This window comes from Mycolicibacterium moriokaense, from assembly GCF_010726085.1.
In the GTDB taxonomy this organism is placed as follows: Bacteria; Actinomycetota; Actinomycetes; order Mycobacteriales; family Mycobacteriaceae; genus Mycobacterium; species Mycobacterium moriokaense.
On the sequence record NZ_AP022560.1, the window covers coordinates 6121113 to 6144728 of the forward strand.

Annotated in this window: 19 protein-coding genes; 8 read left to right on the plus strand and 11 right to left on the minus strand. The window is 66.2% G+C overall.

The window, feature by feature from the left end; genetic code table 11:
• Positions 1-54 precede the first annotated feature (54 nt).
• Positions 55-711 carry a VTT domain-containing protein gene (locus G6N43_RS29875; protein ID WP_083157881.1) on the plus strand — a complete coding sequence of 219 codons (657 nt, stop codon included), beginning with the start codon at positions 55-57 and terminating at the stop codon, positions 709-711.
• 73 nt (positions 712-784) lie between these two features.
• Here G6N43_RS29875 and nhaA read toward each other — a convergent pair whose 3' ends face one another.
• The 8 genes from nhaA to clpB all read right to left on the minus strand — a co-directional run bounded on the left by nhaA (position 785) and on the right by clpB (position 10978).
• On the minus strand, positions 785-2566 hold the full coding sequence (gene nhaA, locus G6N43_RS29880) for a Na+/H+ antiporter NhaA (protein ID WP_234810360.1): 1782 nt from the start codon (positions 2564-2566) through the stop codon (positions 785-787).
• A 65-nt stretch (positions 2567-2631) separates the two neighbouring features.
• Positions 2632-3732: a glycoside hydrolase family 76 protein gene (locus G6N43_RS29885; protein WP_163658274.1), complete on the minus strand. Its 1101-nt coding sequence runs from the start codon at positions 3730-3732 to the stop codon at positions 2632-2634.
• A gap of 15 nt (positions 3733-3747) precedes the next feature.
• Positions 3748-4389, minus strand: coding sequence for a TrmH family RNA methyltransferase (locus G6N43_RS29890; protein WP_083152792.1), 642 nt, complete (start codon positions 4387-4389; stop codon positions 3748-3750).
• Positions 4382-5281 (minus strand): hypothetical protein, encoded by a 900-nt coding sequence (locus G6N43_RS29895; protein ID WP_083152791.1) that lies wholly within the window; start codon positions 5279-5281, stop codon positions 4382-4384. Before G6N43_RS29895 ends, G6N43_RS29890 begins: the two co-directional genes overlap by 8 nt.
• Positions 5282-5293: 12 nt before the next feature.
• Positions 5294-6070, minus strand: coding sequence for an SDR family NAD(P)-dependent oxidoreductase (locus G6N43_RS29900; protein ID WP_083152790.1), 777 nt, complete (start codon positions 6068-6070; stop codon positions 5294-5296).
• Between the two features lie 14 nt (positions 6071-6084).
• Positions 6085-6906 (minus strand): trehalose monomycolate transport factor TtfA, encoded by an 822-nt coding sequence (gene ttfA / locus G6N43_RS29905; RefSeq protein WP_083152789.1) that lies wholly within the window; start codon positions 6904-6906, stop codon positions 6085-6087.
• Between the two features lie 118 nt (positions 6907-7024).
• Entirely contained in the window at positions 7025-8362 is a 1338-nt protein-coding gene (locus G6N43_RS29910) for an alpha/beta hydrolase domain-containing protein (protein WP_083152788.1), read from the minus strand.
• A 69-nt stretch (positions 8363-8431) separates the two neighbouring features.
• Complete coding sequence (gene clpB / locus G6N43_RS29915) at positions 8432-10978, minus strand: ATP-dependent chaperone ClpB (protein ID WP_083152787.1); 2547 nt, start codon at positions 10976-10978, stop codon at positions 8432-8434.
• Positions 10979-11149: 171 nt separating this feature from the next.
• Here clpB and G6N43_RS29920 point away from each other — a divergent pair, with 171 nt between their 5' ends.
• The 4 genes from G6N43_RS29920 (at position 11150) to G6N43_RS29935 (ending at position 16169) form a co-directional block, all read left to right on the plus strand.
• Complete coding sequence (locus tag G6N43_RS29920; protein ID WP_083152786.1) at positions 11150-11551, plus strand: Rv0361 family membrane protein; 402 nt, start codon at positions 11150-11152, stop codon at positions 11549-11551.
• A 91-nt stretch (positions 11552-11642) separates the two neighbouring features.
• On the plus strand, positions 11643-12470 hold the full coding sequence (locus G6N43_RS29925; RefSeq protein ID WP_083152785.1) for an FAD binding domain-containing protein: 828 nt from the start codon (positions 11643-11645) through the stop codon (positions 12468-12470).
• The gene (locus G6N43_RS29930) at positions 12467-15184 is read left to right on the plus strand and encodes a molybdopterin-dependent oxidoreductase (RefSeq protein ID WP_083152784.1); all 2718 of its coding nucleotides are present in this window, start codon (positions 12467-12469) and stop codon (positions 15182-15184) included. The genes G6N43_RS29925 and G6N43_RS29930 overlap by 4 nt, the downstream gene beginning before the upstream one ends.
• Before the next feature lie 10 nt (positions 15185-15194).
• Complete coding sequence (locus tag G6N43_RS29935; RefSeq protein ID WP_083152783.1) at positions 15195-16169, plus strand: antibiotic biosynthesis monooxygenase; 975 nt, start codon at positions 15195-15197, stop codon at positions 16167-16169.
• Here G6N43_RS29935 and G6N43_RS29940 read toward each other — a convergent pair.
• Both G6N43_RS29940 and G6N43_RS29945 read right to left on the minus strand, forming a co-directional pair.
• The gene (locus G6N43_RS29940; protein WP_083152814.1) at positions 16166-19339 is read right to left on the minus strand and encodes a multicopper oxidase family protein; all 3174 of its coding nucleotides are present in this window, start codon (positions 19337-19339) and stop codon (positions 16166-16168) included. The two genes, G6N43_RS29935 and G6N43_RS29940, sit on opposite strands and share 4 nt — an antisense overlap.
• Before the next feature lie 111 nt (positions 19340-19450).
• Complete coding sequence (locus G6N43_RS29945) at positions 19451-19942, minus strand: nuclear transport factor 2 family protein (RefSeq protein WP_083152782.1); 492 nt, start codon at positions 19940-19942, stop codon at positions 19451-19453.
• Between the two features lie 69 nt (positions 19943-20011).
• Between G6N43_RS29945 and G6N43_RS29950 the strand changes: the two genes are divergently transcribed.
• Positions 20012-20683, plus strand: coding sequence for a GAP family protein (locus G6N43_RS29950; RefSeq protein ID WP_083152781.1), 672 nt, complete (start codon positions 20012-20014; stop codon positions 20681-20683).
• A 3-nt stretch (positions 20684-20686) separates the two neighbouring features.
• On the opposite strand, the gene G6N43_RS29955 is transcribed toward G6N43_RS29950, so the two are convergent.
• Positions 20687-21319: a TetR/AcrR family transcriptional regulator gene (locus G6N43_RS29955; protein WP_083152780.1), complete on the minus strand. Its 633-nt coding sequence runs from the start codon at positions 21317-21319 to the stop codon at positions 20687-20689.
• Between the two features lie 99 nt (positions 21320-21418).
• On the opposite strand from G6N43_RS29955, the gene G6N43_RS29960 reads away from it, so the two are divergent.
• Complete coding sequence (locus G6N43_RS29960) at positions 21419-22426, plus strand: hypothetical protein (RefSeq protein ID WP_083152779.1); 1008 nt, start codon at positions 21419-21421, stop codon at positions 22424-22426.
• Positions 22427-22442: 16 nt separating this feature from the next.
• The gene (locus G6N43_RS29965) at positions 22443-23609 is read left to right on the plus strand and encodes an FAD-binding oxidoreductase (RefSeq protein ID WP_083152778.1); all 1167 of its coding nucleotides are present in this window, start codon (positions 22443-22445) and stop codon (positions 23607-23609) included.
• The last annotated feature ends 7 nt before the right edge of the window (positions 23610-23616 follow it).

A 23616-nucleotide genomic window follows, 5' to 3' on the forward strand; every position in this document is an offset into this window, starting at 1 on the left:
TCTTGGGGCCTTGTGACGACCTCAGCCCTGGCGGCTGCCAGTCAACTGGCACTCATGCCGGACTTCATGGACCCGATGACCCTGCTCGGGTACTTCGGCGCCTGGGCGCTGGTGGGCCTGCTGGTCGTGATCTTCGTCGAATCGGGCGTGTTGTTCCCGGTCCTCCCGGGTGATTCGCTGCTGTTCATGGCGGGCATGCTGGCCGCGGGCACCCAGGCGCTGGCCGACAAGGGCGGCGACCCGATCAACTTTCAGCTCTGGCAGCTGTTGGTGTTCATCCCGATCGCCGCGATACTCGGCGGCCAGGTCGGTTACTGGATCGGCCGCACCATCGGCACGGCGATGTTCAAACCGGACGCCAAGGTGCTCAAGCAGCGCTACCTCGACGAGGCACACGCGTTCTTCGAGGAGCGCGGACCGTTCGCCATCGTCGTCGCGCGATTCGTCCCCATCGTGCGGACGCTGGCACCGCTCACCGCGGGCGCCGCGCGGATGAGCTACCCGGTGTTCACGTTCTTCAATGTCCTCGGCGCCCTCGTGTGGGGCGTCGGCCTGACATTGCTCGGGTATTGGCTCGGGCGGTTCGAGATCGTTCAGGACCTGCTCGAGCCGATCGTGATCGCAATCGTGGTGGTCTCGGTGCTCCCGATGATCATCGAGTGGTACCGGCGGCGTAAGGCCGCCAAACGCGGGGCCGGCGAAACCGCCTGATACCTACCGGCGACGGCGCGAACCGCATCATGGTGCGCATCAGCTTGTTCTCCGGTGACCAGTGCCCGACCGCTCATTCACGCCCTTCCTCTAATGCTCGAATCAGACTCGCCGAATCCCACGGGCCCTTGTGCCGCTTGCCGTTGACAAAGAACGTCGGTGTCGAGTTGAGATCCATCGCCTCGGCGTCCTGCACGTCGTCCTGCACGCGGTGCAACACCTTCGACGGATGCACGCGGACGTCCTGATCGAACTGCTCGAGGTCGAGCCCGATCGCGTTGGCGTAGCGGTAGATATCTGACCACTCGAGATCGTCCTGGTGTGCGAACAACTGTGCGCCCATTTCGAAGTACTTGCCCTGGAGGCCGGCGGCCTCGGCGGCGCGCGCGGCGTCGAACGCGCGGGGATGCACCCGTTCCAGCGGCAGATGCCGCCACACGTAGCAGAGCTCGTCCTCGCCGAAACGCGCTCGCACCTCGTCGATTCCGCCTGTGGCACGGCCGCAGAAGGGGCATTCGTAGTCGCCGTATTCGACCAGCGTGAGCGGAGCGTTGGGGTTGCCCTTGATGTGGTCGCGCTCGGGATCGATGGGTCGGATGAGCTTCATCCCGATGGGTTCGGGCGGGCTGATGAGATCGGTGATGTGGAAGATCGCCCAGCCGGCGACGAAGGCGATGAGCGACGCGGCGATGACGCCGATGCGCGCCTGGTCCTGCCTGGCCGGTTCGCTGATTGCGATGTCGACGATGAAAAGTGAGATGGTGAACCCGATTCCGGACAGTGCGGCGCCACCCGCGACGCGGCGCAACCGAAGCCCCGGCGCCAGTTGCCCGAGTCCCGTTCGGCTCATGAACCATGTCGCGCCGGTGATCCCGATGAACTTGCCGATAACCAGGCCGGCGACGATGCCCCATGTCAATGGTGAGCGTGCCGCGGCGCTCAGGCTCGCCGAATCGAGCCTGACCCCGGCATTGACCAACGCGAACAAGGGCAGCACGAGGAACGACACGTAAGGCCCGACATCGGTCTGCAAGCGCTCGTTGATGGAAATCGACTGGCGCAGACGGCGAGTGGCCGTGCGCGCATACTGCGAGTTCGGTGACTGACGGAACGCTCGGATCACGTCGACGGCGTCTTCGACCTGCCTGCGTTCGGGGGCGAACACCGGAATGAGGAGCGCAAGCGCGACGCCGGCGAGCGTCGGATGGATTCCCGCCAGATACAGCGCGATCCACAGCGCGAAGCCGAGGACCGCATATGCGGGCCCACGCGCCGCGGGCAGGAAGCGCACCAGCGCGATCGCGACAAGCAATACCGCCGACACGACCAGCGGCACCACCTGCAGCGCGTCGGAGTAGAAGACCGCGATCACGATCAGCGCACCCACGTCATCGACCACTGCGAGCGTCAGCAGGAAGATACGCAGGCGGCCAGGGAATTTCGGCTTGATGATGGCGAGCGCACCGACCAGGAAGGCGGTGTCGGTGGAGATCACCACACCCCAGGCCTGCACGTTCTCCCCGGACGAGTTGAGGAGCAGGAAGATGGTGGCGGGGACGGCCAGGCCCGCGAGCGCCGCGACGACGGGTACCGCCGCTCTGGACCGATCGGTCAGCTCGCCGATCTTGAACTCACGCGTCACCTCGAGCCCGACGATGAAGAAGAAGAGCGTCATCAAGCCGTCGTTGATCAGATGCTTGACGGTCATGTCGAAGTGATGTTCGCCGAACGCGACACCGACATGGGTGTCCAGCAGCGTCCAATAGCTTTGCGACCACGGCGAATTCGCCCACAGGATGGCGATGAGCGTGAACGCCAGCAGCAACGCCGCCGCCGCGTTTTCGCCAGGCTTCATCGCCTTGAGGTCGCGGTGTAACCGCAGGGGTGAGAAGCGAACGATTCGCGGTGTCGGCTCGGTTGTCACGTGTCGGCTACCGCGTGGGCTGCTTCCAACAGCATCCAGCCCGACAACTGCACGGACAGGTCTCGTTCGGGAATTTCGGATGCGTTGACGGCCCCCTCCACAAACTCGGCCTTTTTCCCTGCGACAGTGGGGATCTCGGCGGTGCGGTCCCAGAAGGCGGGGAACAGCGGCAGGTCCTCGACGGTCTGCCGGTTCTCCCACGCCGCCTCCGCGGAGGTCAGCACCAGCTTGCGTGCGGTGTCTCGGGCGGCCTCGTCGTCGGAATCGTTCTGCGGCAGCGAGGTGGCCACCAGCGCGAGGTACCGCGCCAGGATGCCGTTGAAGAGCCCACCGTCGCCGCCGCCAGCACCCTTGATGATGCCGTCGGGAGCCATGTGGTCACGCACGGCGGCGACGAGGCGATGCACGCGCTTGGCGTGGTCGGGATCCTCGGTGCGCTGTGCGAGTTCGGTTTCCAGGCCAAGCACCACTCCCTGACAATAGGTGTATTGCGCCCGTACCATCGAGCCGCCCTTGATCCCGTCAAACACCAGATGCGTCTCGGGATCGATCAGGGTTTCGTCGAGCCAGTCCGACATCTGCTGAGCCCGCCGCAGCCGGTCATAGCGCGCCAGGAAGATCGCCGCGGGGCCGTTCGCGGGGGCGTTGAAGAACTGGTCCTGCTTCCGCCACGGGATGCCGCCGCCGTCCTCGGGCACCCAGGCGGTCAGGAATTGCTCGGCCAGTGTGTCGAGCGCCTTCGAACGTTCGACACCGGCGAGGCGTCCGGCACGCTCGAGGGCGAGCGCCAGCCACGCCATGTCGTCGTAGTAGTCGTTGGTCCAGCGGAGGTTGTTGCGCAGCCGGTGACCCCGAATCTGCCGAGCGATCCTGACCTTCCGGGCGGGCTGCGGGTCGCGCACCTGGGCGTCGACGAGGCAGTCCAGCAGATGCGCCTGCCACCAGTAGTGCCAGGTGCCGAACTTCCGGTGCTTGCGGTCAGACGGCCAGGCGACGACGCCGAGCTGGGTCCCCGGTATACCCCAGAGTGTCTTCAGATGCCGCTTGGTGATCGCGGCCTCTGCACTGCCGGCGCGATTGGCCCATAGCTGATCCATGGGTTCGATCCTGCCCTACCAGGCCGCCGAAATGTCCCCATGTCGAACGATCCAGGCGTGCATCGCGATGCCCGCGGCCACGCCGGCATTGATGCTGCGGGTGGAGCCGAATTGCGCGATCGACACCGTCATGGCGGCGCCGGCCCTCGCCTCGTCGGTGATGCCGGGGCCCTCCTGGCCGAAGATCAGCAGGCATTCCCGGGGCAGGGGCGTCGACTCCAGGCGGACGGCGCCGGGAACGTTGTCGACGGCGACGACCGTCAGCCCCGCGTCGGCGGCGAACTCCAGCAGTTCGGCGGTGGTGTCGTGATGGCGCAGCCGCTGGTAGCGGTCGGTCACCATCGCGCCCCGACGGTTCCAGCGGCGCCGCCCGACGATGTGCACGGTGTCGACGGCGAAGGCATTGGCCGTGCGTACGACGGCGCCGATGTTGGCGTCATTGCCGAAGTTCTCGATCGCGATGTGCAGCGGGTGCCTGCGCTTGTCGATGTCGGCGACGATGGCCTCGCGCGTCCAATACCGGTATGCATCAACGACATTGCGGGTGTCGCCCTCGCGCAGCAGCGCTGGGTCGTAGCGTGGATCGTCGGGCAGCGGTCCCCGCCACGGACCGACGCCCGGGCTTTCGCCCCATTCGGTCGGGCCCGCGTCACTCATCGGTCGTCCACAACGCCGCGTGGGTGCCGACCAGCGACAGCGTCGGATAGAGCAGCGCCTCGTTGATCTCACCCTGCGTGCACAGGGATACGCGCACCTGCACGCCGGCGCGGCTGCGTTCGGGCAGCACCAGCACCGAGGCACCGTAGACGTCGCACTGGTGGCTCAGCCCCGGTGCCGGCAACGTCGGAGACATCAGCACCATCGTCGGTCCGCCGCGACGCTGCGCCGCATCGCGATATTGCGTTGCGGGAGCACTGATCTCGAGACCCAGCAGCATGTAGCCGCCGCCGGTGAACGCGTCCACGTCGCCGAGGTCGGCGGGATCGAGCATCGTGCCGTCCTCGCGGAAAGCGTCCACGCTCGTAGTCTTGAGGGTGAGCCCGGCTTCGTCGTTGGTGGTCGACGGCAGCCCGACGGGAAACGCCACCGGGTAGGCGGTCGTCGTGCTGGGGATCCGATCTGCGGTCGAATACACGTACACCCCGCGCACCTGGGCCTGATCGCGCTGCGGCCCCAGACACACCGTGCCTGCCAGCCGGTCGGGTGTCGACGACGACAGCGGCTGCACATCCAGGTCGGTGACGTCACGGCACCCGCCGATCGCGGGGGCCTCGAGCGGGTGCGCCAATGCGCCGTACAGCCCGAAGCGCAGGTCCTTCGGATCGGCGTGCGCACCGTCTCCCGACGGCGACGCGTCGACGTCGACCAGCACGTTGTCGCCGTCGAACCGCAGATTCGACACCGACATGTTCCAACCGAGAATCGCCAGGGATTCGCCGAGCGCGGCGGTCTGCGCGGCATAGACATCGCCGGTGTCGTCGTCGCTGGAGCAGGCCGAAGCCAACAGGACGACCGCGGTGAGGGCCGCAAGGACCGAACGGACGGACACGTCAGGTGCGACTCAGGTTCTGCCGCGGCCGCGGCCGACGACTTTGTTGACGGCGCGCACCAGGTTTCGCGGCACCATGCGTCCGCCGGCGGTTAGCGCCTTGTACTGCAGGCCGGGCACGATCACGACCTTGCCCCGTGCGACGTCCGCCATCGTCTCGCGAACCACATCGTCCACCTCCAGCCAGAGGATCGACGGCGTGCCCGCCATGTCGATGCCCGCCCGCTCGTGGAATTCGGTGTGCACGAAGCCGGGGCACAGCGCGTGCACACCGACCCCGGTGCCGTCGAGACCGTTGGCCAGGCCCTCGGAGAAGGAGACGACCCACGCCTTGGAAGCCGAATACGTCGAGCCACGGCCCGGCAGCAGTCCGGCGACGCTCGCGACGTTGACGATGGTCCCTTCACCCGCGGCGATCATCGGCGGCAGGGCCGCGTGCGTCAGCTGCATCACCGCCGTGACGTTGACGTCCAGTTGTGACTGCAGCACCGCGAAATCCGATGTCCAGAACTCGCCGGACGTTGCGAAGCCGGCGTTGTTGACCAGCACCCGCACGCCGGCGGCGAGGCGGTCGGCCACCTTCGCGCGATCGGCGGCCTCGGCGAGATCAGCGACCAGCACCTCGACGTTCGCGCCCGCCTCGTCGTGCAGTTCGGCGGCGAGCCGTTCGAGTCGCTGTTCATCGCGCGCGACCAGCACGAGGTCATAGCCGTCGACGGCGTACCTGCGGGCGAATCCTGCGCCCAGCCCAGACGTCGGTCCGGTGATCAGTGCGACAGGGCGTGACATGCCCTAGAGGCTACTTACCGCTGATAGTGCGGTGACTGCCGTCCATTGCGCGCCTGCGGCGGCGGGGGCGGCGCGGCGGGACGGCCATGCGGTTCGGGGCGAGGCGGTGCCTGGACGTTGGTGCCGCCCGCTCGACTCGCGGGCGCCTCGGCACGCGGGGGTCCCGGCTGTATCGGGCGGCTGGGCGATCCGCTGCGGCGAGCGATGGACTGTTCGGAGGACGCCTGCGGTGTCGGTGGCAGCACCCGCAACAGGTCGTTGAACTGGCGGACGGTGCGCAGGCCCTCGTCCCATTGCGCCCGTGTGCTGGTGACGGGCATCGACACCAGCGTCCAGTGCTGCTCGTTCCACATGATCTCCGCGCAGTCGGGCGCGGTATGGGCGAACGTCACCATCCGGCGGTCGCAGGCGCGGCGGGCGGCGTCGAGGTTGGTGGAGTACACCATGCGCGGGCCGATGGCGCCGAGCAGCCAGATGTCGTTCTCGCGCGGCTCTTTGATTCCCTTGAGCCGCAGGTCGACCACGACGTTGGTGCCGACCTTGCGGTGCAGGGCGATGACGGTCGCCACGTCCTCGAGGTCGAAGATGAACACGGCCTCGCCGCGGATCTGCCCGAGCACCACGTTCTTGGCGGTGACGTCGCCGACCGTCGACATGACGCCGCGCTTCCAGCGCGACACGATCTCACGCGATTCGTGCTCGTAGTCGAAGCCGTGGGACTTCGCCCATGACTTGCGGCGACGTCCCAGCCCACGTCGACGGTCGATGTCGACATATAGAAGGACCGCCGCACCCACGAAACAGAGCGCGGACAGCGTGAACCAAAGCGGGACCATTGCGTCCTAGCCTACTTGCAGGTAGCCCTCAAATCCGAACTCGAGGGGATCACAGCCGCGTCACAGCGTCCTTGCAGGTCCGCATGCCGCCGAATCTCCGCAGTTTCGATGCGCGAGGTCAGCCGCCTGGGAAGGTCGCCGCGGCCAATTCGAGGATCTCGGCCCGGTCGGCGGCCAGGATGAAGCCCGCCTCGATCGTCTGGTCCAGCGCCACGGCGAAGCGTTCGAGGTAGTCGGCCTTACCGCCGGGATAGAGCCTGGCCAGGGTGTCGGCGTCGAACACCTCGCCAGAACCGAAGATGAACGACATCAGGCTCTCGTTCGGGGCGAGGCCGGACAGCCGCGCGGTCGGCACGTCCACCCAGGGCGTGCGGACACCGCCCTTGGCGAGACCGTTGTCGTCGAGTTCGGGCGACACGGGGTCGGATCCGGTGAGTGTGATCGGCGCCGCCGCGGGCGCGGGTTTCCCCGTGCGCACCCAGTTGTTGAGGTGCGCGACGGCGGCCTGCAGCACGTAATGATGTTGCGGCCCGAAGTTGATGTGGTACGAGAGCTTCTCGCCCATGAGCTCGTTGGTCGGCGCGTATGTCGCCGCGAGGTCAGCCAGCGGTGCGGACCCGCTGTCCATGAAGCTCCCGATGATGGTGTAGTTGTCCGCGTGGGCCGCGCCGGCTAGCTCCCACGTGCGTAGCAGGTCGCTATCCGGTTGCCGCACAGCGTGATACCCCACCCTGAAGCCGCCGAGCAGGTCGGTCTCGGTGATGAACGCGAGGACCGGAACGCGAGGGTCGGACCGGAACGGGACGGGTGCCATGGTCGATTCGTGCTCCTCGAACACGTTCACACCGTCCAGCGGCGCGGTGTTGCCGAAGCGGGAGTGCACGAGGAACCCGTCGTACGTGGCCGCCTCCGGGTCGACGACGTTGATGTAGGTCGTAAGGAACACCGCAGATTGCGACTCGCCAACCGCGAGAACGGTTTCCGGGCCGAGCCCGTCGATAGCTCCCCCGCGGATCAGGCGTCCGACCTGCGTGTAGATGTCGTAGGAGTATTCGTCGCCAGGATGGTGCAACTGCGAATAGCGTTCGGGGTTCTGGGTTTTCAGCGACATGTCCATGCCGACCAGGCTGGTGCCGCCCTCGATACCGACCTGCTGGGCCGACACCCCGACGTACGCATAACCGGAGCGGGCGATCTCGCGATGCGCCATCGACCACACCGCAGGCGCATCGAGCCCGCCGCTGACGTTGAGCCATTCGACGATGACGGTGCCGTTGAACGCCGTGCGATCGAGCGGCTGCAGCACCACGATGCGGGTGGTGTAGTCCGCCGTGTCATCGGACGCATACGACTCGGCGCTGCCTGAGACGAAAAACTCCTCGGCGCCGTAACCCAGCGTGGCCGGGTCGTAGGCGCCGAGGAGCAGGTTGGGAGTACCGGAAACGGGTGTGATCACGCCCCCATCTTGCGGCTTCGGCGTGCTCAGTCACGCTAAACGTGACCGAGCACGCCGAAATCGCTGTATTTAGCCCAGGACGAGCGAGTCGCCGTCCGCGCTGACATTGACCGGCACCACGTCGCCGTCGTGCACGGTTCCGGCCAGCAGCAACTTGGCCAACTGGTCGCCGATCGCCTGCTGGATCAGCCGCCGAAGCGGGCGCGCCCCATACAGCGGATCGAAACCACGCTGGGCCAGCCACTGCTTGGCAGGCAGCGACACCTCGAGGGTGAGGCGGCGCTGTGCCAGGCGCTTCTGCAGCTGCTCCAACTGGATGTCGACGATCTGGACCAGCTCGCCGGGCTCCAGCCCGTCGAAGATGATCACGTCGTCGAGCCGGTTGATGAACTCGGGCTTGAACGCGGCACGCACCGCGGCCATCACCTGTTCCTCGCTCCCGCCCGCGCCCAGGTTGGACGTCAGGATCAGGATCGTGTTGCGGAAGTCGACCGTACGGCCCTGGCCGTCGGTCAACCGGCCCTCGTCGAGCACCTGCAGCAGCACGTCGAAGACGTCCGGGTGCGCCTTCTCGATCTCGTCGAACAGGATCACCGTGTACGGCCGTCGTCGCACCGCCTCGGTCAGTTGACCACCCTGGTCGTAGCCGATGTAGCCGGGAGGCGCACCGACGAGACGGGCCACCGAGTGCTTCTCGCCGTACTCGCTCATATCGATGCGGACCATCGCCCGTTCGTCGTCGAACAGGAACTCCGCCAACGCCTTTGCGAGCTCCGTCTTACCGACACCGGTCGGGCCGAGGAACATGAACGACCCCGTCGGCCGGTTCGGGTCGGCGACACCGGCGCGGCTGCGCCGCACCGCATCGGAGACGGCCTGCACGGCCTTCTTCTGCCCGACGACGCGCTTGCCGAGCTCGTCCTCCATGCGCAGCAGCTTGGCCGTCTCGCCCTCGAGCATCCGGCCCGCCGGGATACCGGTCCACGCCGACACCACGTCGGCGATGTCGTCGGGTCCGACCTCCTCCTTGAGCATGACGTTCTCGCGGGCCTCGGCCTGCGGGATCGCCGCCTCGAGCTTCTTCTCGACCTCGGGGATCCGGCCATAGCGCAGCTCGGCGGCCTTCTCCAGGTTGCCGTCGCGCTCGGCGCGGTCGGCCTCGCCGCGCAACTCCTCGAGCTGCTCCTTCAGCTCGCGGACGACGTCGATGGCGTTCTTCTCGTTCTGCCAGCGGGTGGTCAGCTCGGCCAACTGCTCCTTCTTGTCGGCCAGTTCGGCGCGCAGCTTCTCCAACCGCTCCTTGGACGCCTCGTCCTCTTCTTTGGCCAGCGCCATCTCCTCGATCTCGAGGCGACGCACCAGGCGCTCGACCTCGTCGATCTCGACGGGCCGGGAGTCGATCTCCATCCGGAGCCGCGACGCGGCTTCGTCGACCAGGTCGATGGCCTTGTCCGGCAGGAAGCGGCTGGTGATGTAGCGGTCGGACAACGTCGCGGCCGCAACCAGCGCCGAGTCGGTGATGCGCACACCGTGGTGCACCTCGTAGCGGTCCTTCAGACCGCGCAGGATGCCGACCGTGTCCTCGACCGACGGCTCACCGACGAACACCTGCTGGAAACGGCGCTCCAACGCGGCGTCCTTCTCGATGTACTTGCGGTACTCGTCGAGAGTGGTGGCACCGACGAGGCGCAGCTCGCCGCGCGCCAGCATCGGCTTGATCATGTTGCCCGCGTCCATCGATCCTTCGCCGGTGGCGCCAGCACCCACGATGGTGTGCAGCTCGTCGATGAACGTGATGATCTGTCCCGCCGAGTTCTTGATGTCGTCGAGTACGGCCTTCAGCCGTTCCTCGAACTCGCCGCGGTACTTCGACCCTGCGACCATCGAACCGAGATCCAGCGAGATGACGGTCTTGTCGCGCAGGCTCTCCGGGACGTCGCCGGCGACGATGCGCTGGGCCAGGCCCTCGACGATCGCCGTCTTACCGACACCGGGCTCACCGATGAGCACCGGGTTGTTCTTGGTGCGACGGGACAGTACCTGCACGACGCGCCGAATCTCGTTGTCCCGGCCGATGACCGGGTCGAGCTTGCCTTCACGGGCGCGCGCGGTCAGGTCGGTGGAGTACTTCTCCAGCGCCTGGTACGTGCCCTCCGGATCCGGACTGGTGACGCGGGCGCTGCCGCGCACCTTGACGAATGCCTCGCGCAGCGCCTGCGGTGACGCACCGTGGCCGGTGAGCAGCTTGGCGGTGTCCGAGTCGCCGGTGGCGAGGCCGACGAGCAGGTGCTCGGTCGAGACGTACTCGTCGTCCATCTCGGTGGCCAGGTTGGTGGCCGCGGTGATCGCGGCGATCGACTGGGGGGCCAGCTGCGGTTGCGCGTTCGACCCGGTCACGCTGGGTAACCGGTCAAGCAGCCGCTGTGTCTCGGCGCGGACTGTCGCGGGTTCGACACCGACGGCCTCCAGCAGAGGTGCGGCAATGCCATCGTTCTGAGTGAGCAGTGCCATCAATAAATGGGCGGGCGTGATCTGCGGGTTACCTGCGGCAGTGGCCGCCTGCAGCGCCGAAGTCAGGGCCGCCTGGGTCTTGGTCGTCGGATTGAACGAGTCCACGACACCTCCCCTTCCGTGTGTACAGAGGGCCGCACAAACGACCCTTGAAATGCTTGTCGGGTTGTTCAACGCCGTCAAGGTTGAGTCTGTTCCGCTCAACTTTAACTTATTTTGGCAACACGCCGTACAGGGGTTCCCGACGGCGCATTTGTGATCGGTCACGCTGGACGAATGCGGCATCTGGTGCTGCCGTCCGTGGGGGCGGCGCTGCTGATCCTGTCGGCCGCCCCTGCGCAGGCGTCCACTTCCGAAGACCAGGTGCGTGCCGTGCTCGCCGGCATGAACACGTCGTACAACGGCGCGGATTTCGACGGCTTCGCCTCCCACCTGTGTGCCGACATGCGCCAGGCCCCTGGTTTCGAAGCGGGCTGGTACCGCAGCAGGAAGGCCGACGGGCCGACCCGGATCACCGTGCTGTCAGTGGACGTCGCGGGCGACCCGCCGTCCCGAGCGGTTGCCAACGTCCGATTCGCCGCCGCCAATCAAGCCGCCCCTGCGGTCGTCGAAGTCGACTTCGTCCGCGAGAGCTCCGAGTGGAAAGCCTGCCGCTACAGCCAGGCCCGAAATATCTAGCTAGCACGGCAACAATTGCCTAGTTGACCTACGCTCAGGTGGCCCAGGTGCTCGCGACGCGCGAAAACCCTGATCCCCAGAGGGGGACGAGATGGACCTCAGCACCGTCACCGAGGTGGTCAGGGAGCCCGCTGATCCGCCGGGAGCGCAATGGCGCGACGGTGACGCCTTTCTCGCCGGCGGCACGTGGCTGTTCTCGGACCAGCAACCACATCTGCGGCGGCTGATCGACCTGATGCCGCTCGGCTGGGACACCCTGACGCCCAGCGATTCCGGGCTCGAGATCGGCGCGATGTGCACGATCCGCGATCTGTACGCGTTCCCCGCGCCCGCCGACTGGACCGCCGCCGCGCTGTTCACCACCAGCTGCGAAGCGTTCCTCGCCTCGTTCAAGGTGTGGAACACCGCGACGGTCGGGGGCAACATCTGCATGTCCCTGCCTGCGGGTCCGATGATCACCATGACCGTGGCACTGGAAGCCACCTACACACTGCGCTCACCCGACGGATCCGAACGCGTCGTGGACGCGGCCGATTTCGTCATCGGCAATAACGCCAACATCCTCACGCCGGGCGAGGTACTGAGAAAGATCGACATCCCTGCAGGCGCACTTCGGAAGCGGCACACCCACAGGCGCTTCACCCTGACCAAGCTCGGCCGGTCGACCATCTTCATCATCGCGACGCAGACCCAGGACGATGACGACCTCCTGCTGACTATCACCGCAGGCACGACCCGTCCCGTCCGCCTGGCCTTCGATTCGCTGCCCGACGCCGATGGGCTGGCAGACCGCATCGGTGACCTGCCCGACGAACTGTGGTTCGACGATCCCAATGGCAGTCCCGATCATCGACGCCACCTGGCGCTGTACTACGCAGAAGAGATTCGGGCCGAATTGGCGTCGGGGGTGCCGGCATGACCTACACCGTGAACGGCGAGACCTTCGACGAGGAGCCGACACCCGGTCAGTGCCTGCGCACCTTCGTCCGGTCGTTGGGCTGCCATGGCGTCAAAAAGGGTTGTGACGCAGGCGATTGCGGTGCCTGTACGGTGTGGCTCGACGGAGCTCCGGTGCACAGCTGTATCACGCCGGCCTTCCGCGCCGAGGGCCGCGAGGTCACCACCGTCGAGGGGCTGGGCACCCCGGAGAATCTGCATCCGATGCAGAAGAAGTTCCTCGAGGCCCCGGGCTTTCAGTGCGGCTTCTGCACCGCGGGAATGATCATGACGTCGGCGGCACTGACCGATGAGCAGAAGCAGGACCTGCCGCGGGCACTGAAGGGAAACCTTTGCCGCTGCACGGGATATCGCGCCATCGAGGACGCGGTGAACGGTGTCCGGGCCGTCGAGGAGGCCGCCCCCGGTGAGGCCATCGGCGCAAGCGTCGGCGCACCTGCCGCCGCCGGAGTCGTGACCGGCACGGTCGAGTTCACCATGGACACCGACATGCCGGGGATGTTGCATCTCAAGGTGCTGCACTCGCCGCACGCGCACGCACGCGTCGTCTCCATCGACAAGTCCGCCGCCCTGGCGGTGCCGGGTGTGCACCGCGTGTACACATGGGAGGACGTGCCCCGGAAGCGTTACAGCACAGCGATTCACACCGACCATCTGGTGGACCCGGACGACACCTACATGTTGGACAACGTCATGCGGTTCGCCGGTCAGCGGGTGGTGGCCGTGGTGGCCGACTCGGTGGCAGCCGCCGAGGAGGGTTGCCGCAGGGTCGCCGTGGAATACGAGGCCCTGCCCGCGGTCTTCGACCCCGAGGAGGCGATGGCCGACGGGGCGCCCCAGCTGCACCACTACGACGACCCGTTCGCGCACGACAAGGAACGCAACATCCTGCTCGAGCTGCACGGCGAGGTGGGTGACGTCGCAGCGGGATTCGCCGAAGCCGACGTGATTCACGAGGGCACCTACCACACACCGCGGGTCCAGCACGCCCACCTCGAGACACACGGATCGATCGCGTGGATGGAGGATGGCCGGTTGCACGTGCGGACCAGTTCGCAGTCACCCTCGGTCGCGAAACTCAAACTCTCCCATCTGTTCGACCTTCGGCCCGACCAGCTGCGGGTGTTCTGCAAGCGCGTTGGCGGCGGGTTCGGCGGCAAGCAGGAGGTGATCGCCGAAGACCTGGTGGCGCTGGCGGCGCTGGACATCGGTCGGCCTGTCTGCTGGGAGTACACCAGAGAGGAGGAGTTCACGACGGCCTCACCGCGGCACCCGATGACGATCACGGTGAAACTCGGCGCAAAGTCCGACGGCAGACTGACAGCGTTCCAGTTCCGCAACGTGGCCAACACCGGTGCATACGGCAACCATGGCGGTGAGACGCTGTTCGCCGGAGGTGCGGCCATCATGCAATACCGTTGTCCCAATAAGAAGTTCGACGGCTACTCGGTGTACACCAACACGGTGCCCAGCGGCGCGATCCGGGGCTACGGCATGACGCAGCCGTCGTTCGCGGTGGAGTCGGCGATGACCGAACTCGCGCTTTCGCTCGACCTCGACCCGATGGAGTTGCGCCGCCTCAACGTCATTGCGCCCGGCGACGCGCTCGTGGCCATCGGCGAACACCCCGAAGACGTGTCGTTCACCGAGGACGGCCTGACGGCATGCATCGACCTGGTCGACGCGGCGCTTCGCAACAGGCCCGCCGAACAGGACCTGGGACCCGAGTGGCAGGTCGGCACGGGTACCGCGAGCTCCATCCACGAGACCGCCCCGCCCACCGACCACGTCTCGGAATCATGGGCCACCCTGCGCGATGACGGTACCTACGAGATCGCCGTGGGAACAGTGGAATTCGGCGAGGGCACATCGACGGCACACGTCCAGATCGCGGCGAGCGTGCTCGGGACCACGCCGGCACGGGTTCATCTCGTGCAGTCGGACACCGACCGCACCGGATTCGACACCGGCGCGTTCGCGAGCGCCGGTCTCTTCGTCTCCGGCAACGCCGTGCAGAAGGCCGCGACCGCGCTGCGCGACAGCATTCTGCACTTCGCCGCACGGCACACCGGCGTCGACGTCGGCGCGTGCGCAATGGATGACGACGGCGTGACATGTGCCGACACCCGGTTGACGCTGGCTGAGCTACTGGACGCCGCCCGGGCACGCGGCACGCGGTTCACCGTGGCGCGCAAGGCCTATGGCTCACCGCGCAGCGTGACGTCCAACGCGCACGGGTTCCAGATCGCCGTCCACCGGATCACCGGCGAGATCCGCATCCTGTACAGCGTGCACGCCACCGACCCGGGTGTCGTGATCAATCCGCAGCAGGTGCGAGGCCAGATCGAGGGCGGGGTCGCGCAGGCGATCGGCTTCGCGCTCACCGAGAACTTCCGCCTCGATGCCAACGGTGCGGTGGTCAATCCCAACCTGCGCAACTACCGCATTCCCACCTACGCGGACATCCCGCGCACGGAGGTCCTTCTGGTCGAGACCCGTGACTCGGTCGGCCCGATGAAGTCCAAGGGTATCGCCGAGTCCAACGTCAACCCGGTTGCCCCGGCGCTTGCGAACGCGCTGCACGACGCCACCGGGGTGCGGTACCGGGAACTGCCGTTCACACCCGAGCGCATCTACGCCCGCCTCAACGAGCACAGCCTCACTCCGGCAACCTGATTGGCAGGATATGGATACGACAGCCGCCACCACCGATACCGCAGCGACGGTCATCATCGGCCAGCGTGTTCGAGAAGGGCAGGAGCAGGCGTTCGAGGCGTGGCAGTTGAGCATGAACCGGGAGGCCGCCAAGTATCCCGGCTTCATCGGCGCCGAGATCAACCATCCCACCGCACTGCAGCGCGACTTCGTGATCGTGTACCGCTTCGACTCGATCGCGCATGTTCAGGCGTGGCTCAACAGCGCCACTCGTCAGCACCTGCTGACCGAGGGTCAGCAGTACTTCGACGGTCCGGGCACCCAACAGGTCATCGGCGGCGGCGCCCGGCAGTCGGACCCGCTGGTCACCGTGGTGGTGACTCATCGCGTCGATCAGGCGCACATCGACGAATTTCTCGCCTGGCAGGAACGACTTCGGCTGGCGGAGAGCAGTTTTCCGGGATTCCGTGGCTCCGAGCTGTTCCGTCCCGTCGAGGGCATCCAGGAGGAGTGGACGGCGCTGTATCGCTATCAGACCGCCGACGATCTCGACCGCTGGTTGGTCTCAGACGAACGCAAACAACTTCTCGCCGAGGGGGAGAGATTCGCGGACTACCATGCCAGGACGATCGACAACTCATTCGGCAGCTGGTTCGCCTTCGACGATCAGCACCCCAACACTCCCCCGCCGTCGGAACTCAAGACGTCGATCGCGGTCTGGGTGGGCCTGTACCCGACCGTGGTGATCCTGACTCTGGCGCTGTCACCGCTGCACATGCCGCTGTGGCTGGGCCTGCTCATCGGAAACCTGCTGTCCAGCCTCTTGATGAGCTTCGTGACGATGCCGTACTACGTCAATCCGCTACTCAAGCAGTGGTTGCAGCCGCCGCCGGGACTTCCTGCAGCGAAAGTGAATTGGCGCGGCATCGGTATCTCCGTCGTGGCGCTGGCGCTGTGGACCCTGCTCTTCTATCTCGTAACGCGGGTCTTCTGGCATCTCCCCTAGCGTCCGGCCAGCGGCGTCGGCCCCGACGCCATCCGCGGAAGCGTGGTCAGCAGTTTGGGTGCCATGGTCGTCGCGTCGGGCCCCGAGCGATCGAATGAGTACTTGCGCACCTCCGGGCCACCGGGCGTCATCCCGGCCACCAGCAGATCGGCCCCGTACACGGTGCTGGTTGTCGCAATCGTCGCACCCGGGGTCGCCCCGCCGAACGGTGCGAACGACGCGATCTGCTCGTACTCGACGTTGTCCGTGTGGTGGTTCGGACTCGCGAGGTACATCTTCGGTTGACCGTCGAGCTTCGAACCGGACGACCACACTCGCACGGTGCCCTTGTCGGCGCGCTGGCTGGTGATGATGCTCATCGCACCACCCTCGCCGCCCGCTACCCATCCGGCGGACACCGCGACGCCGTCCTTGTAGTTCTCGTCGTAAGCCATGAACTGTGACGTCATCGTCGGATCGGTCGGCTTACCCGAATGTTCCTGCGTCGCCGTGCCGTTGGCCTGTGCCCGTGCGGTCGGCTTGTAGAGGTCCCATCGGAACGTCTTGATCAGTGGCGGTTCGCCGGGACCCGGGGCGGTCACGATGCTCTGGCGTCCCGATTCGAATTCGACCATTCCGGTGGCCAGCGTGACGCCGGCTTGCGATCCGGGATACGGCGTGAAGGTGGAGAACACATCGGGCGCCTTGCCCGCCTCCGACGGCAGCGTCGAGGAGAACACCTTGACCTGTGACTCCGTTCCCGGGCCGGTACCCACAATGATGTTGTCGGCCATCGCGTTTCCGTCGATGTCGGCGCCTGCGACCGTCACCCCGCCGGTGAAATCGGAGCCGAACGGCTCGAATCTGATAATCTCCGACTTGAACAGCCCGAGATTGGTGTCGTTCCCGTCGTATGCGACGACCTCGGCGGTCGGCCCCTTGCCCGTACCGACGAGCAGGTCGAGGATCATGTCTCCGTTCACGTCGGTCATCGCCACGGACGGGCTGCCCTCGAAATCCGGGAACGGAACGACGGTTTGCAGCACCTCGTCGCCGTCGCCGTCCCGAACCTGAACCGACGCCGGCTTCCCGGCCGATCCCGGTATCGCCACCGCGTACGTCGACACTTCCGGGATGACGTTGATGGTCGCCATCAGGCCGTTGTCCTCATGGTTGAGCCGGTGGCAATGGATCACGTAGGTGCCCGTGTACTCCAGGAACTCCTGGCGCAGTGTCAGCGTCGCCGGGGTGGTGACCACGTGCATGTCGTTGAAGATCGGTGCGGGCACGTTGACGTTGTCGAGCCCCCACGGTTCCACACCCGACACACCGCGGTGCGGGTCGTCGATCTCCATCACCTGAAAGTCGTTGACGTGGATGTGCATCGGATGTGCATCGTTGTTCTGATTGATGATCTTCCACTCCTCAACGGAGTTGAGCCGCGGTTGGATCAGCGTGGTGTTCGGGAACCCAGTGGGTTCGAACATGTATATGACGGCCTTGGGGTCGTTGTTGCTCGCGAGGCCGCCGCCGATAGTGTCGGTGATCGTCATCTCCCGAGTCACATCGGGTGTCATCACCGACGTGTCGACGAACGACGTGTATGCGTCGAGGTTCTGCCCCTCTTCGAAGGCTGTGGTCTGCCCCTCGCCACTGGTGTCCGGCGTGGCACGGATCAGGGTCTGGGTGGGAAACACGAAGAACCCGTCGGCGAAGCTGAGGTACTTCGGATCCACCGAGAGGGTGCCGAGCACGGCGGGTGTGTTCTTGGTGCCGTTGTTCGCATACAGCACACCCGGATTCACGATCGGCTTGGCCTTGGGATCCGGCGGGAACTCCAGAACGAGATCGCCTTCCTTCGGCATCGTCACCGCGATGGCGTAGCGCGACCCGGGCGGCACACTGAGCGTGGTTCCGTCGCCGAAGACGGGCCGACCCACCTGCGTGTAGGGGTTGCCGTCCTGGCCGACGATCGCGAACTTCGGGTGGTTACCGGTGGCGGTCTCGGTCAATCTGACTGTCATATAGGCGATGTCGCTGATGTTGGCCACGACCCAGATCTCCGTCTGCCCGGGCTTGATCTTCAGCTCCGGCTGGAACTGACCGTTCACCGTGAACTGCACATCGCGCTGGTTCTCCGGCAGCGACGGGTCCTCTTCGACCTTCGTCGTCGGGCTGTCGAAGCTCATCAGGTTCGACGGGATGAACTGCGTCTGGCCGCGGTTGTTGAGTGGCGACAGCGGCCCCGACCACCACGGCGTCAGATACTGCGAACCCACGGTGGTGTCGGCGATGTTCACCGGCGCCAGGCTCGGCTGATAAGTCCCGTCAGCAAGCTCAGAACCCTCGGGCGCCTTGAGGGTGCTCACCCACTGTGGCCAGCTGTAGTTGTTGAGCTGATGGCCGTTTCCCTTGCGGTCGAACACGTAGTTGTACTGAATCGCCATGTTGCGGATGGGGATGTTGTTCTGCGTGACCAACGGCAGATTGCCGTCGGGGCGACCGATTTCCAGCAGGCCGGCCAAACCGGCGTAGGTCTGCTGCGACGTCATCGTGTGGCGGTGGCTGTGATACCAGTACAGGCCGTTGGGCATGTTCGTGGGCACGTCGTAGGAATAGGTATTGCCCATCCCCGCGGGAATCGACAGCAGCACGTTGTCGGCGTTTCCCGACGGACTGACGTGCAAGCCGTGGGTGTGCAGGTTCAGCGGCGCCTCGGTCAGCTGCGGTGGATACAGCGGTACCTCACCGCCCTTGGGCGTCATGGCGGGATCGTAGAAATCCGTGATGGTCAGATTCTGAAGATCGTTGTCGTAGTGGATGATCAGCTTCTCGCCGGGGTCCACGCGCAGCGTCGGTGCGGGATAGAGATTGTCACCCTTGGTCGATCCGTCCGACGCCGTCCCCTTGATGAGGTCATAGCCGTAGACGAGGAAGTTGGTCACCGGCTCCTTGACGGTGTCGAGGTTGACGACGCCCTGATGCGCCGAGAGTCGCACCTCGAGCACCCCGTCCTTGCTGGAGAGCCGCACCGGTTCTTTGAACGGGGCGGGCTTCCCGTCGGGACCCGCGTTGACGCCCGCCTGCGGTGCAGGCGCTTCCTTGTCGCGCGCGCAGGCACTCGTCAAGGCGGCCGTCATGGACAAGACGACGAGCAGAACGATGAATGCGCGTGACTGAGGAAGCCGCATGGCCTCTCCGATCTCCACTAGAGTGGCAACAAAGCGGCATAAAGTGATGGGGAGCTTACAGTAGGCGAAGCGCGGACGCTGACATTCACAGCAAAGGAATTTCGCCCTCGATCAGGTCGCCGTCTCCTGAGCGGACAACGCGATCCATTGCCCGTTCTGCAACTCGAACACATCGGTGAAGCGCTCGACGCCCAACACGCTGTCACCGTCGGGTCCCGGCTGAATCAGCGTGTTGACGCCGTGGATCACCGCGGTGTTGCCCGCGATGTCGACGATCTGATCGGACGGGTTCATCGTGAACGGCAACGGCTCCATGCTCGCGATCTCGTCGGCGCGGGTGAGCAGCAGGCCCTCCGCGTTGACGTGCTTGAACGTCGGCCCCAGGATCGCCTCGACGATCGGGACATCACCGGCGGTGATCGCCGCAAGCCAGCGCCTCTCCTGGGCGAGGACGTCCGCACACGGCCCGATGTCGAGCGGCAGCGCAGCACTCGTCGCCGCGTCGGCGCACGTGTCTGCAACCGCATGTGCGGGCGCGTCAATCGCGGCGGCCGAGAGGACGAACGCAAGCGCGAGGCCCGCCGTGGGTGTCCAGCGGTTCATACGATCGGTCCTCTCGGTTGGCGATGATTGCTAGGTTGCTTGTCGAATGATGTGTCGAAAGGGGGAGAATTGTCGGCTGATTGGGGATCGGTGCTGATCGAGCTCATACCGCTGGCAATGGTGGTCGCGCTCTCTCCACTGTCGATCATTCCCGCGGTTCTCGTACTGCACACGCCGCGGCCACGGCCAACGGGGCTGGCATTCCTGGCCGGCTGGTTCGTCGGATTGGCGGTGGTGACGCTGATCTTCGTCCAGGTGTCGAGTCTTGGCGGCGGTCTGCGGGACAAGCCGCCGGGCTGGGCATCGTGGCTGCGCATCGTCGTCGGCGCCGCGCTCATCGTCTTCGGCATCTACCGGTGGCTGAACCGCAGCAAGTCCACACATGCCCCCAAGTGGATGCAGAGCCTGTCGAAACTCAGTCCCGCGCGCGGCGGGGTCGCGGGGTTCGCGCTGACCATCGTCAATCCCAAAGTGCTGTTCATATGTGCCGCAGCGGGTTTGGCGATCGGCACCGGCGGGCTCAGTTCCTCCCAGATCTGGATCGCCGGGCTGTGGTACGTCCTGGCCGCCGGTTCGACGGTCGCGCTGCCGATCCTGGCCTACGCCGTGTCCGGTGACCGGCTCGACGAACCGCTGGCGCGGCTGAAGGACTGGATGGATCGCCAGCACGCCGTGCTCGTCGCCGCAATATTGATAGTGATCGGTCTTATGGTGTTGTACAAGGGAATTCACGGCGTCTAGCCGTCAGGGCAGACCGAGTTCCCCGGCGTCTGCGGTCAGGTAGCGCGTCACCGTCGGCGCGATCAACCGCACCAGCTCGTCGTCGGACAGGACCGCCAGCGGCGGGATCTTCATCACGAAGCGCAATATCGCAACCCCGACGAGCTGGCTTGCGGCGAGCATCGCCCGCAACTTGGCCTGTTCCCCGCCGCCCAGCACGCCCGACACCGCGGTCAACACGTAGTCCTGCATGAAGGTGCGGAAGGCCTCGTGGGCGTCGGCGTTGGAGGTGGCCGACTGCAGCATCGCCACCATGCTGTGCCCGGTGTCGGGCGAGTCCCAGATCCGCAGGTACGTCCGCACCATGCGGTTGCCGATATCGGGCTCATCGTCGGGACCGCCCGCGATGGCGGCGACCAGGGTGGTCGGATCGACGATCAGGCGCAGTGCCTCACGAAACAGATTGGCCTTCGACCCAAAGAGATACAGCACCATCGCCGGATCGACATGCGCGTCGTCGGCGATCGCACGCAGCGTTGTCCTCTCGTAGCCCTCCGTGGCGAACCGGGCCTTCGCCGCGGCCAGGACGGCGTCCCGCGATACCGGGTCGCCCTGGCGGCGACCCCGGCGCTTCGATGTCTTCGCTGGTGACGGCACCTATCGACCGTAGCATTTCAATGACTGTTGAAAACCAGTGAGCGCAGAGTTACGCTCGGACTGCCGATTAATTCAACGATGAATGAAAAGAGGCCACAAATGGTCACGGACACCGTGCCCCGGCACACGCACTCAGCACCCGTGCACGAACCCCCCGCGGCGCTAAAGGCGACCGGGATCGTCGCCATCCTGACCGTCGTGCTCGCCCTGGTCGCGATCGCGTTCGCGCTGCCCGCGACGCGCAGTGGACCGCACTCCGTACCGATCGGTGCCGCGGGTCCACAGTCGGCCAGCGGTCAGGTCGCCGAGACCATGGAGAAGCAGGCACCGGGCGCGTTCGCATTCACCTATTACCCCGCCGAGCCCGCGCTGCGCGATGCGATTCGCAACAGAGAGGTCTACGGCGGAATTGCATTTGGCCCCAATGGGCCCCGGCTGCTGATCGCCACCGGCGCAAGCCCGATGGTGGCCCAAATGCTCACACAGATCGGAAACGGTATCGCCCAGCGGACAGGCACGCCGCTCGACATCGAGGACCTCGCCCCACCGACCGCACATGACCCGCGCGGTGCCGGGCTGGCCGCGTCCGCGCTGCCGATCACGCTGGCGGGACTGTTGCCCGCGATCGTGCTGGTGTTCGCCCTCAAGCGCGAGGCCTGGACCCGGTTCACCTCCGTGGTCGTGTTCGCCGGCGTGGCGGGCGTGTCCATCGCCGCGCTGCTGCGGTTCGTCCTCGGTTCGATCGACACGAACTTCTGGGGCGTGGCAGGAGCTCTGACGCTGGGCATCCTGGCTGCCGGACTGGCCATGCTGGGTCTCGGTTCGCTGTTCGGCCGGGCCGGCCTGGCAGTGGGCGCCGCCGCCGCATTGCTGATCGGCAACCCACTGTCGGGGCTGACCAGCGCACCGGAGATGTTGCCCGCCCGCTGGGGTCAACTGGGGCAATGGCTGCCGCAGGGCGCGACCGCCACGCTGCTGCGCTCGGCGGCGTTCTTCGACGGCGCCGGCGGACTATTGCCGATCGTGGTGCTGACCTGCTGGTCACTTCTCGGCGTGGCGCTGGTCGTCACGGCGGCGCTACGGCAGCGGAGGTTCTCAGCCGCGTGACTTAGCATCGAACGGCGTGGGACTCGACGACAGCGAGGCGTTGCGCGTACTGCGCGACGCCGTCGATCCCGCGCTCGGCTCCGACGAACTGATCCGGCGGTTCTACACCCGGTGGTTCGCCATCGACATGTCGGTCCGCGATCTGTTCCCACCAGAGATGGCTGCGCAGCGGCACGCGTTCGCGCAGGCGGTGACGTGGCTGTTCGGCCAACTCGCCGATCAACGGGCCCAGGAGCCGGTGGCCTTCCTTGCGCAGCTCGGTCGCGACCATCGCAAATACGGTGTGACGCAACGCCATTACGACAGCATGCAGGATGCGCTGCTGACCACGCTGCGCTCGCAGCTGATCGAGCGGTGGGACGACCGGCTCGCAGAGGCGGCCCATGACGCGGTCGCATTGCTGGTCGGGGTGATGCGCGGCGCCGCCGACGCCGAGAAGGGCCCGCCCTACTGCGACGGCACGGTGATCGAACACATCCGAGCCACCCGAGACGTCGCGGTGATCCGGCTGCAGCTGGATCAGCCGCTGTACTACCACCCGGGCCAGTACGTCACGGTCCAGGTGCCGCAGTGGCCGCGGCGGTGGCGCTACCTGAGCCCGTCGATCCCCGCCGAACGCAGCGGCGCCATCGAGTTCCACGTCCGTTCGGTGCCCGGCGGCATGGTGAGCCCCGCGATCGTCAGCGAGACGAAACCGGGCGACCGGTGGCGGGTGTCCAATCCGCACGGCGGGATGCACATCGACCGTGACGGCGGCGACGTCCTGATGGTCGCGGGCAGCACGGGCCTGGCCCCGCTGCGGACCCTGATCATGGATCTCACCCGAAAGGCCGTCAACCCGCGTGTGCATCTGTTCTACGGGGCCCGCTATCCGTGCGAGCTCTACGATCTGCGCACCCTGTGGCAGATCGCAGCGCAGAACCCGTGGCTGTCGGTGACGCCGGTTTCGGAGTTCAACACCGACCCGCCGTGGGCCGCCGACTATCCCGATGTGTCGCCGCCGCGCGGGCTGCACGTCCGTCAGACCGGGATACTCGCCGACGTGGTCACCAGTTACGGCGGCTGGGGTGATCGCCAGATTCTGATCTGCGGCAACCCGCATATGGTCGAGGCCACGAAGGCGGCGTTGCTCGCGAAAGGTGCTCCGGCCGAACGGATCCAGCACGATCCACTGACGCCCTGAGGCTCTC

Bases quoted from the DNA above. Each gene is read 5' to 3' on its own strand.
- G6N43_RS29875 (WP_083157881.1), top strand. From the start codon at position 55: ATGCCGGACTTCATGGACCCGATGACCCTGCTCGGGTACTTCGGCGCC.
- nhaA (WP_234810360.1), bottom strand. From the start codon at position 2,566: ATGAAGCCTGGCGAAAACGCGGCGGCGGCGTTGCTGCTGGCGTTCACG.
- G6N43_RS29885 (WP_163658274.1), bottom strand. From the start codon at position 3,732: ATGGATCAGCTATGGGCCAATCGCGCCGGCAGTGCAGAGGCCGCGATC.
- G6N43_RS29890 (WP_083152792.1), bottom strand. From the start codon at position 4,389: ATGAGTGACGCGGGCCCGACCGAATGGGGCGAAAGCCCGGGCGTCGGT.
- G6N43_RS29900 (WP_083152790.1), bottom strand. From the start codon at position 6,070: ATGTCACGCCCTGTCGCACTGATCACCGGACCGACGTCTGGGCTGGGC.
- ttfA (WP_083152789.1), bottom strand. From the start codon at position 6,906: ATGGTCCCGCTTTGGTTCACGCTGTCCGCGCTCTGTTTCGTGGGTGCG.
- G6N43_RS29920 (WP_083152786.1), top strand. From the start codon at position 11,150: ATGCGGCATCTGGTGCTGCCGTCCGTGGGGGCGGCGCTGCTGATCCTG.
- G6N43_RS29925 (WP_083152785.1), top strand. From the start codon at position 11,643: ATGGACCTCAGCACCGTCACCGAGGTGGTCAGGGAGCCCGCTGATCCG.
- G6N43_RS29930 (WP_083152784.1), top strand. From the start codon at position 12,467: ATGACCTACACCGTGAACGGCGAGACCTTCGACGAGGAGCCGACACCC.
- G6N43_RS29935 (WP_083152783.1), top strand. From the start codon at position 15,195: ATGGATACGACAGCCGCCACCACCGATACCGCAGCGACGGTCATCATC.
- G6N43_RS29940 (WP_083152814.1), bottom strand. From the start codon at position 19,339: ATGCGGCTTCCTCAGTCACGCGCATTCATCGTTCTGCTCGTCGTCTTG.
- G6N43_RS29945 (WP_083152782.1), bottom strand. From the start codon at position 19,942: ATGAACCGCTGGACACCCACGGCGGGCCTCGCGCTTGCGTTCGTCCTC.
- G6N43_RS29960 (WP_083152779.1), top strand. From the start codon at position 21,419: ATGGTCACGGACACCGTGCCCCGGCACACGCACTCAGCACCCGTGCAC.